Genomic DNA, 8,930 nt, shown 5'->3' with positions numbered 1-8,930 from the left:
GACAGCCAGACCGATGGCGAGCAGCAAAGTCCGATTTTCGTTGCCGTAAGGCAGCGGGGCGATGTCATATTTCACCGAAGGCTGCTGCCGGTAAGCATGGAGGCTGAAGTAGGTGGTCATGATCATCGAAACTTTGCCGGCGAAAAACAGCTTCTCCGCATCCGCCTCTTGCTCGGACAATAGCAGCGGGAAATTGTTCTGGCTGGCGATCAATCGCTGACACAGCCGCAAGCCGTCCAGAAGCGAGGTCCCCCCAAGCTTCATGCTTCCTTCCTCGTCCCGGCGGAACGTCACGCCGCTTTGCAGCAAAAACACCGGCCAACGATTGTACGACGGGAAGTGAAAATAAAAACCGACCCGCTCCTTTTCCTCGTTCAGCAGGGCGGCATACTCGAACAAATCGTCCCACCTCCAGCCGCTGTCCGGCTCCGGCACGTCCTTTTTCCGGAAATGGCTGCGGTTGTAGCATAGGATCAACGGCGAGAAAATGAACGGCTGCATCTTCAGCCGCCCGTCATGACTCATCGCCTCCGTCAAAAACCGGTAAATATGCGGCTCCGGCTCCAGCGTCTCGAGCTCCTCCAGATCGCCGTTCTCCGCGAAGTCGGCGAAGCCGGATGCGCTCATCGTGAGCAGGTCGATGCCGCCGTCGGCCAATAAAGGCTTCAAAGCTTGCGACGTATGGGCGGAAGGCAGCGGGACGAGCTGGACTTGTATGTTCGGATGACGATTATGGAATTGCTCGATCAATGTTTCTAGCGCGGCTTGCTCGAGCAGCGACGGGTAATAGCCGAACCTTAACGTAGTCTGGACCTCGGCCGCCCTGCGTACGATCTTGTTGCCGACTCGCGGAATTTTCTCCACCAGCCGTTCGGAGACCAGGATATCGAGCCCCTGGCGCACCGATTTGTTGCTCAGCTTGTACGCCTTGGCGTACGCCTTCTCCGAAGGCAGAAACTGTCCGTCTTTCAGCTTCCCGGTCACGATTTCGTCCCGAATCTCGCGAACCATGCTCTCCATCCGTTCGCGGAAATGTTTCCGGCCCGACTGCTCCTCCATCCAACCCCACCACTTCGTATAAATTCGATACAATCAAAATACACGATGAGCGCGGTAATGACAAGGGAGGCGTCTGCTCGCCAGACTATGCCTGCCCTGTCGTTTCCGCTCCCGTCGCGGTCCTTAGCACGCCGTCCGGGCGGACCTACTTGCCCTTGCTTTTCTCCAGGGCGACTTCCTGCTTCAACCGTTCGTCCGCCTGCCGCAGCGCCGTATTGAGATCTGCTTCATTGTTCGCGAGCTTCTGGAACGCCTCGAAAATGATCGCTTCCTGCGTCCGGCCCAAAACGTCGGTCAACTCGGCCTTCCGCTTCGGAGTAGGCGCGGTCGGCGGGTAAGTATGGACCGCTTTCATGTTTTTCTGGCTGTACAGCGGGTGGGTTTGGCCGAGCGCTTTCTTGATCTCCGGGTCGACCAGCGTCGTCGGAATTCCGTTCTTCGAATCGGCCAGCTGAACATCGTCGGCCAACATCTCCGCAATGACTTGGAACGCTTCTTCCTTATGCTCGCTCTGCCGCGTGATGGCCCAATAGGCGGGACCGCGCTGCCCCATCAGCTTGGGGGCGCCTTCCAGCGTCGGATAAGACACGATATCCCAGTTGATTTCCGGCGGAATCGTCAAATAAATATTGTGCTGGTTGCCCATCATCGCCACCTTCCCTTTGCCGAAGGCGTTGATTTCCTCGGTGGCGTTTTTCTCCATCGCGTTGTTCGGAATATCGTAGAACCGTTTCAAATTTTGGAACATCGCCTTCCATTTCTCCGGATCGGCCAGCTGGTCGCCCGAAGGATCGAGTATGGGCAGCGAATACGGGTTGTCGCGGAGCATCGCCGTGACGCTGGCGCTGAACCCCCGGTATACCGCGCCGCCTTCGCTGCGGGTCATTTTTTTCGCCAGCTCGTAGATGTCGTCCCAGCTCATGCCGTCTTTCGGATAGGGCACCCCGAACTGATCGAACAACGTTTTGTTGTAATACAGCACCAGCGGAAAATAAGGAGGGACCGGCAGCCCGTAAAGCTCGCCCGTGCGCCCCGCATTCACCATCTCCTGAATGAACACGGGATCGAATCGCTTCAAATCGTACTTGCCCGTTTTCACAAGCGAATCCAAACCGTAAGCAAGCCCCAAATCCAAATATTTCGCCTTCATGCCGGGAACGTCGATTCGCATAATATCCGGTATTTTCTTCTGCGCCACCAAATCGTTGATCGTTACTCCCGTACCCGACATTTGGTATTGAAACGTAATATGGGGAAACTTCTTCTCCAGCCGTCCCCTGAATCTGGCGTCAAATTCTTCCGGCTTGACCCCTTCGGTAAAAATCGTCAGCGTAAACGGCTCCTTCTTCGGTTCTGCGGGCTTCGTCTCCGTCTTCTCTTCGGAGCCTGCCGTTTCGTTTCCGCCGCACGCCGTAATCGCAAGCCCGAGAAGACAAACCGGGGCAATCGCGAATATGCTTCTTTTGTTCATCGGGGACCCTCCCATGTTCGATATCGAAAAATAGTCGTCAAGCCAACGTGCTCAGCCGGGCGAGCTGCACCGTCCCGATCAGCGGACGGCCTTCGGAGAACGCTTCCAATTCGGCGACCGTAAACTCCCCCAAGCTGCGCAGGCCATTCGTCACCACTCCGGCGATATGCGGAATCAAGGTCACGTTGGGCAGCGTGCGGAACGGATGGTCGGGGGCGGGAGGCTCCGGATTCGTCACATCCAGGCAAGCCCAGAGCCGTCCTTTGCCCAGCTCCGCGACCAAAGCCGCTTCGTCGACGAGCGATCCCCGGGCCGTATTGATCAGGATCGCGTCGTCCTTCATCAACTGCAGCAGCGGGCCGTTGATCATTTTGTCGGTAGCCGGAATCGCCGGCGCATGGACGGATACGACGTCGGACTCCCGCATCAATTGCTCCAGGTCCGCCTTGATCGCCCCCATCCCCCGGATCTGCTCTTCGGTCAGCGCCGGATCGCAGACAAGAAGGCGGACCTGGAAGCGGCGCATAAGCTCGATGTAGTGTCCGCCCGATTGGCCCGCGCCGATGACGCCGATCGTAACGCCGTACAATTCCTTTACCTTTGGCCGGTTGCGCCCCCATTCTCCTTCGCGGGTATCCCGCGCAAGCTGCCAAATGTTTTTCAGCGATACGATCGTCAGTCCGAGCGCGGTTTCGGCGACCCTTCGCCCCAAAGCGGTATTCGCGCTGCTGACGCATATTCCCCGGCTGACCACCTCGGGCGTCACGATCCGCTTCACCGTTCCCGCCGCATGCATAATGAGCCGCAAAGCGGGAGCCCGCTCCAAAATCGCTTCGTCCAGCGGCGGACATCCCCATGAAGTAACGGCGATGTCGGCAGCCTCGATAAGAGCCGCGCTCCGTTCCGGCGTAAGCGCACCCGGTTCCGTTACGTTCACGACGCTGCCGAGCCGGGTCAGCCGCTCTCTGTGCGCCTCGTCAAAAAGCGTATCCAAGTTTTCCCGATCCATCAGTAAAGCTATTTTTCTCTCCACGGTTTCTCCTCCGAATCGTTTTGTAGCGCAAATGAATAGCCGGAGCCGGTCACTCCTCTATCGTTCCGAATGCTTTCCATGCTCCGGGCGATCCCGCCGACGTGCAGACCCAACCGATGCCGCCTCCGGGAACCGGCGTCGTATTGTACACGATATCCCCTTGCGCATACGTCCCCGTCGTCGGCGCTGCAGAGCCGTATTTTACGGCGCCGTTCCAACTGTTCCCTTCCTCTTGAAGCGCCGTCACGCCCGCCCCCGTGTACGTTACGGGTCCGCTTGCGACCGTTCCGCTCACGACATTGTTTTTGACGCTGGCGATATCGACCGCGGACGTTCCCCCGATGCGGAAAGCTCTCTGCGTGCCGTTTACGCTCGCCACATTTTTCACGATATTGCCATGCAGCAGCAGCTCGCCGATATTTTCGGCGGCGATTCCTTGGCTGGCGGGCGATTCGATCATGTTCCCCGCAATGGACAGGCACAAGCTCTTTTGCACGCCTACGTACCCGATCCCCGTGCTTCCGGCAGCTTTGATCAAATTGTCGGCGATTTTGCCGTTCCCTTCGCACAGGGCGTAAGTAATGCCGCTGCCGCCCGTATCGGAGATCATATTGTTCGCGATCGTGAAATGCTTGACATTCCCCACATAAATTCCGATGTCCGCTGCGGTGTCGATCATATTGCCCGACACTTCCACCAGTTCGGGCTTGTTGTCCGCCGTCCCTGTAATCTCGATGCCTCTGAACCCGCTGCCTTTGACGATGTTATCCGTAATCACGTAACGCCCCGCGACCGGCCCGACCGTCGCGGGCACCAGGCTGATTCCGGAAGCGCTCGAAGGAATATGCTGGGTGACGCCATGGATCACATTGCCGGAGACGACCAGGTTATCGGCGTTCACCTTCCCCCGAATCGGAGCTACGTGACTGTTTTCCAGCCGGTTGCCGGTCAAAACGACATTGCGGGACCAAATATATAAATCGATAACGCCGATACCGCTGCCGTTCGTAAACCGGCCATACCCGCTGAAATAATTGTCGGTAATGGAAAGCTTCGAATATTCCACCGACGAAACGTTCGTTCCGGCAACCGATATGGCCGGAATGCCTTCGCCCGATTCCGAGGGCGTATGCTCGAAGTGACAGCCTTCTATCGCGGCCGTGGCCGCATCGGCTATATAGAGCGTGAATGTGTTGTACGCCGGACTCGACCGGCTTTCCGAACCGTTCGTAAACCGACAGCGAACGACGCGAAGCATTTCCCTGTTCGTTTCCGTTCTGTCGCCCAGAAAACGAATCGCGCCTTCGCAAGTATTCGTCATATGGACGCGTTCCGTATGCAGAATGGCCGGACGCGATATTCCCTGACCGACCGCCGTACAGTTGAGCGCAAACTTCCCTTGCCCGTACGTCTGCTGCTGGCTGTTCTGGTCGATCGTCAGATCGAATAAGGAGACTTGCGTCCCGATCCCGCCGACTTGAATAAAATTCCGGTTGGACAGCTCCTTTTGCCGGATCACCGATTCCGGACCTTCTCCGACCCAGTCGATCGAGCTTGCGATCGTAATCGAGGCCGCGATGTATGCTCCTTTCGGAAAAAACAATCTCTTTCCGCCCAGTGCGCTTACAGCCGCTTGGATATTGGCCCCGTCGTCCGACGTTCCGTTGCCTTTCGCCCCGAATTGCTTGACGGAAACGATGCCCGTCGCGCACAATTTCCATCGTCCTCCGTCCGAGGCTACGATCACGGTTCCGCCGTTGTCCGGACTTGCCGCGTCCCCCGCATCCAGCGCGTAAAGCCCTCCGCCGCCATCCCCCGGTATGTAGTAACCGGCTGCATAAGCTTTCGTCGCTTTCGTACGGTCGACCTCACGCAAAGCTTCTATCGAGTCTACTCCGATATGCTTTTCCAAACCCGCACCGCCTCCTCCCCCGTAAACCGCTTGCACTACGCCTCCGAACCCGCCCCCGCCGCCATGAAGAGCCTGAAATAACAAGGCAGCGCTTCCTGTCGTTCCGATTGCCGCAAGCAATTTCCTTCGATTGATTTGCCAATCGTCGTTCATCGCTTCGCCCTCCGTCTCAAATTGAAAAGGGAATATACCGCTGACGTTTCAATGGTCCGATGTACGCCTCCAATCGTTTTCTGGTTTATAATTATTTATAAATTGTGGTTTACAGTATTTCCCTTTTCGTAATTAATAGTAGGTCGATTATTTGATTTTGTCAATAAAAATCAAGACGAAATAACGCAAACAATATCATTTCCCCAAAACGGAACTCATTTGTGATTTACTATTTATAATATAAATTTGTAAACCAACCAGAACAAAAAAAGTCCCTCTTCGCCATACCGGCAGATCGGGATGATGGATTACCTATACTTTTGGACGCAGCCGATCAGTTCACGATCTTCCCGTCCAAAATATGAATGATTCGCTGCGCCTGCAGCGCGACCGACAAATCGTGAGTAATCAAAATGATCGTCCTGCCCTGCTCGTTCAATTGCTTCAGCAGGTGCAAAATTTCGATTCCGGTATTCGTATCGAGCGAGCCCGTCGGTTCATCCGCCAACAAAATCGGCGGGTCGCCCGCCAATGCTCTCGCTATGGCGACGCGCTGCTGCTGTCCGCCCGACAGCTGCGCCGGACGATGCCCTTTTCGGTTCAACAGGCCGACCGCCGACAACGCTTTGTCGACCAGTACCTCTCTGTCCCTTCTCTTGATCCCCCGGTAAAGGAGCGGCAGCTCCACGTTTTCGTAAGCGTTTAGCCGCGGCAGCAGGTTGAAGCTTTGGAAGACGAAGCCGATTTTCCGGTTGCGGATTTCGGCAAGCTCGTTTTCGCTCATGCAACGTATCGGCTTCCCGTCCAACGCATATACGCCGATGTCCGACACATCCAGGCAGCCGAGCACGTTCATAAGCGTCGATTTGCCCGAGCCGGACGGGCCCATGATGGCCACAAATTCCCCTTTTCCGATATCGAGCGAAATATCGTCAAGCGCTTTGACGGTTTCGCCGCCCAATGCATAAGATTTGCTGACGCTTTCCATATGGATTAAGCTCATCACGATCCCCCCGTTCGTATAACCTATTCGCGAAAGCTGCATATGTTGAACGAAACCGTCAGCTGTCTATCGGCCGAATTCATCTGGAAGAAGGAACTGCGGAAGTTACTTTGTAAGCGAGTTTCGACTCCTAAGCCTCAACAACCTGCAGGTCGATTGCATCCGTGAAACTCGGGAACAACCTGCCTGAAGCTGCAAGGGAATCCCCTCTGAAATGTGCCGGAGGGAAGCGCTAGTTCGGCTAATGCTTGGCAAGCGGATATTTTAATTCCGCTTGGCGTGGAAGGCGGAAGCTTCAGTTCCGCTATTCCTGGGTTGGCCCCCGAATTCGGGCTTTGCGGAACGATTAGTTCCTCTATTCCCCGGCAGGCAGCCGAATTCGGGCTTTGCGGAACGATTAGTTCCTCTATTCCCCGGCAGGCAGCCGAACTCGGGCTTTGCGGAACGATTAGTTCCTCTATTCCGGATGGTAAGGCTGTTTCTCCTTGAATTTGTTGAAATAAAGGAACTAATCGTTCCGTTTCCGCCTTTTTATCGCGGATTTCATAGGATAGAGGAACTTATCGTTCCTCATCTCATCGGTTAACGGAACTGGCTGTTCCGCCACAGTCCGCATCTCGTGACGATTCACAGTTGTACTATACTCGCATGAAAACTTTACAGTTGTAAGAACCTACGGAGCAATAAAGTCACGAATGCCCGATTGCGTTTTTGTGCGGCTTTTGGGCAACTCTTTGTGAAGTAAGCTTCAAACTCTTCCCACCTACAAACCTCAAACGTCATGAGATAATCTTCCTCAGAATATCGTGAGGAGGATTTTTTATGACCGTGTTTCCGGTAGAAGGCAATACATAATCTCAACCGTCGCCAGTTTCATTTCCGGATCCGCAATATAAAAAAGCTATCGTCTCAAGAACATAGGTCCTCACGATCCAACTGGATCGAAGTCAGTGTCGAAAGCAACCCTTCAGCGGCGCTTGAGTCAGCTATTGTAATCCGTGTTGGAGTGGCGGCCATCGAAATAGCCAAACCCTCCACTGTCGCACCAAGGTTTTTCCCGCATGCTATAATGGGTTATGCAATTGGGTACAAGAGGTGATGGTCCATGCGAACCTACCGTACTTCTGAAATCGTCGGAATCATAGGAATTCATCCGAACACGGTTATGCTCTACGAGAAATGGGGCTACCTTCCACCCGTTGAAAGAACGAAAAAGGGCTACAGGGTTTACACCGATACCCATCTGGAACAGATGAAGCTGGTAAGAATGGCCTTAAGAACCGAACCATTGAAATGGGTTATGAAGTTTGAAATTCAAACGATCATAAGAAGCGCTGCCCAGGGGGATCTGGGACAGGCTTTGGAGCTGGCCGGGGAGTATTTGGCGCATATACAGAATGAAAAGAATAATGAGCTTCAAGTTATGAAGGCCATCCAGGAAATCGTAAGAAGTGATTCAAGGCAAGACAAGAATGTTTCATGGAATAGGAATAAAACAGCCAACCTGCTCGGCGTGTCCGTAAACGTCATCATCAACTGGGAGAGAAATGGACTTCTTGAAGTACCTCGAAGCATGAATGGCTATCGGGTTTACGGGGAGGATGAAAGAAAGCAGCTTAGGATCATTAAAGCATTGAGGCAGGAAAACTACGGCACGCAGTGTATTGGCAAGATGCTGAAAAAACTGGAAACAATCAAGAAGAGAATGGAGGGGAACGTATCGGGAGAAAAGGAGGATTCGGATGACGAGCCGTTGTCTTCCCTTACCGAGGCTGAACATCATGCGGAGGAGTTAATGGGTTATCTTGGCGAGTTAATGAGGAATCGAACAGACACGGGAAGGTGAGAGGATGGAGAAAAAGAAAGATAGCGTTATGGGTGATGGAAAATCATCAAAGACATGCATGGATAGCTTCAGACTATGCAATAACGTTAATCAATGTCATGTATCTTAAAAATCTGGAGGAAGTAAGAAAAGAACGAAACCTCCATATTGATTTCATGAGGAGCGTTTATTGAATCGATGTAGTTTTTTAAAGGGGGAAACCATGTGCAAATCGTTCCGGCGTTAAAGGTGAAACGGTGGCCCCAAGATACCATAGCGGCGGGTTATCGTCATACCGTCGGGCTTAAATCGGACGGCACGGTTGCGGCTGTGGGTTGGAATAAGCATGACCAATGCGATGTAAGCGGCTGGCGTGATATGGTGGCGGTTGCGGCGGGTTGGCGTCGTACCGTCGGGCTTAAATCGGATGGCGCGGTGGTTGCTGTGGGTCGAAATAATGAAGGCCAATGCAAT

General features: G+C 54.1%; 6 protein-coding genes and 1 pseudogene. 2 read left to right on the top strand and 5 right to left on the bottom strand.

The features are described from left to right. From FE784_RS40090 to FE784_RS40070, 5 genes are all read right to left on the bottom strand, one after another. The coding region (locus tag FE784_RS40090; protein WP_139607901.1) for an extracellular solute-binding protein at positions 1–1,059 on the bottom strand (1,059 nt) is incomplete at its 3' end. 145 nt (positions 1,060–1,204) lie between these two features. After that, the gene (locus tag FE784_RS40085; protein ID WP_176706872.1) at positions 1,205–2,530 is read right to left on the bottom strand and encodes an ABC transporter substrate-binding protein; all 1,326 of its coding nucleotides are present in this window, start codon (positions 2,528–2,530) and stop codon (positions 1,205–1,207) included. Between the two features lie 37 nt (positions 2,531–2,567). Next, positions 2,568–3,563: a hydroxyacid dehydrogenase gene (locus tag FE784_RS40080; protein ID WP_139607899.1), complete on the bottom strand. Its 996-nt coding sequence runs from the start codon at positions 3,561–3,563 to the stop codon at positions 2,568–2,570. 49 nt (positions 3,564–3,612) lie between these two features. Beyond that, positions 3,613–5,628 carry a right-handed parallel beta-helix repeat-containing protein gene (locus FE784_RS40075; protein WP_139607898.1) on the bottom strand — a complete coding sequence of 672 codons (2,016 nt, stop codon included), beginning with the start codon at positions 5,626–5,628 and terminating at the stop codon, positions 3,613–3,615. Positions 5,629–5,962: 334 nt separating this feature from the next. Further along, complete coding sequence (locus FE784_RS40070; protein ID WP_139607897.1) at positions 5,963–6,631, bottom strand: ABC transporter ATP-binding protein; 669 nt, start codon at positions 6,629–6,631, stop codon at positions 5,963–5,965. Positions 6,632–7,736: 1,105 nt separating this feature from the next. Here FE784_RS40070 and FE784_RS40065 point away from each other — a divergent pair. Both FE784_RS40065 and FE784_RS40060 read left to right on the top strand, forming a co-directional pair. Beyond that, the gene (locus tag FE784_RS40065) at positions 7,737–8,477 is read left to right on the top strand and encodes a MerR family transcriptional regulator (protein WP_139607896.1); all 741 of its coding nucleotides are present in this window, start codon (positions 7,737–7,739) and stop codon (positions 8,475–8,477) included. Positions 8,478–8,681: 204 nt separating this feature from the next. After that, positions 8,682–8,930, top strand: a pseudogene (locus tag FE784_RS40060) (chromosome condensation regulator); the annotation flags it as partial.

It is taken from the genome of Paenibacillus hemerocallicola, assembly GCF_006265175.1.
In the GTDB taxonomy this organism is placed as follows: domain Bacteria; phylum Bacillota; class Bacilli; order Paenibacillales; family NBRC-103111; genus Paenibacillus_AB; species Paenibacillus_AB hemerocallicola.
This window is presented reverse-complemented; position numbering and strand designations above follow the sequence as displayed.

Excerpts from the sequence above, each read along its gene's own strand:
- FE784_RS40085 (WP_176706872.1), bottom strand. The coding sequence starts at position 2,530 with ATGAACAAAAGAAGCATATTCGCGATTGCCCCGGTTTGTCTTCTCGGG.
- FE784_RS40075 (WP_139607898.1), bottom strand. The coding sequence starts at position 5,628 with ATGAACGACGATTGGCAAATCAATCGAAGGAAATTGCTTGCGGCAATC.
- FE784_RS40070 (WP_139607897.1), bottom strand. The coding sequence starts at position 6,631 with ATGAGCTTAATCCATATGGAAAGCGTCAGCAAATCTTATGCATTGGGC.
- FE784_RS40065 (WP_139607896.1), top strand. The coding sequence starts at position 7,737 with ATGCGAACCTACCGTACTTCTGAAATCGTCGGAATCATAGGAATTCAT.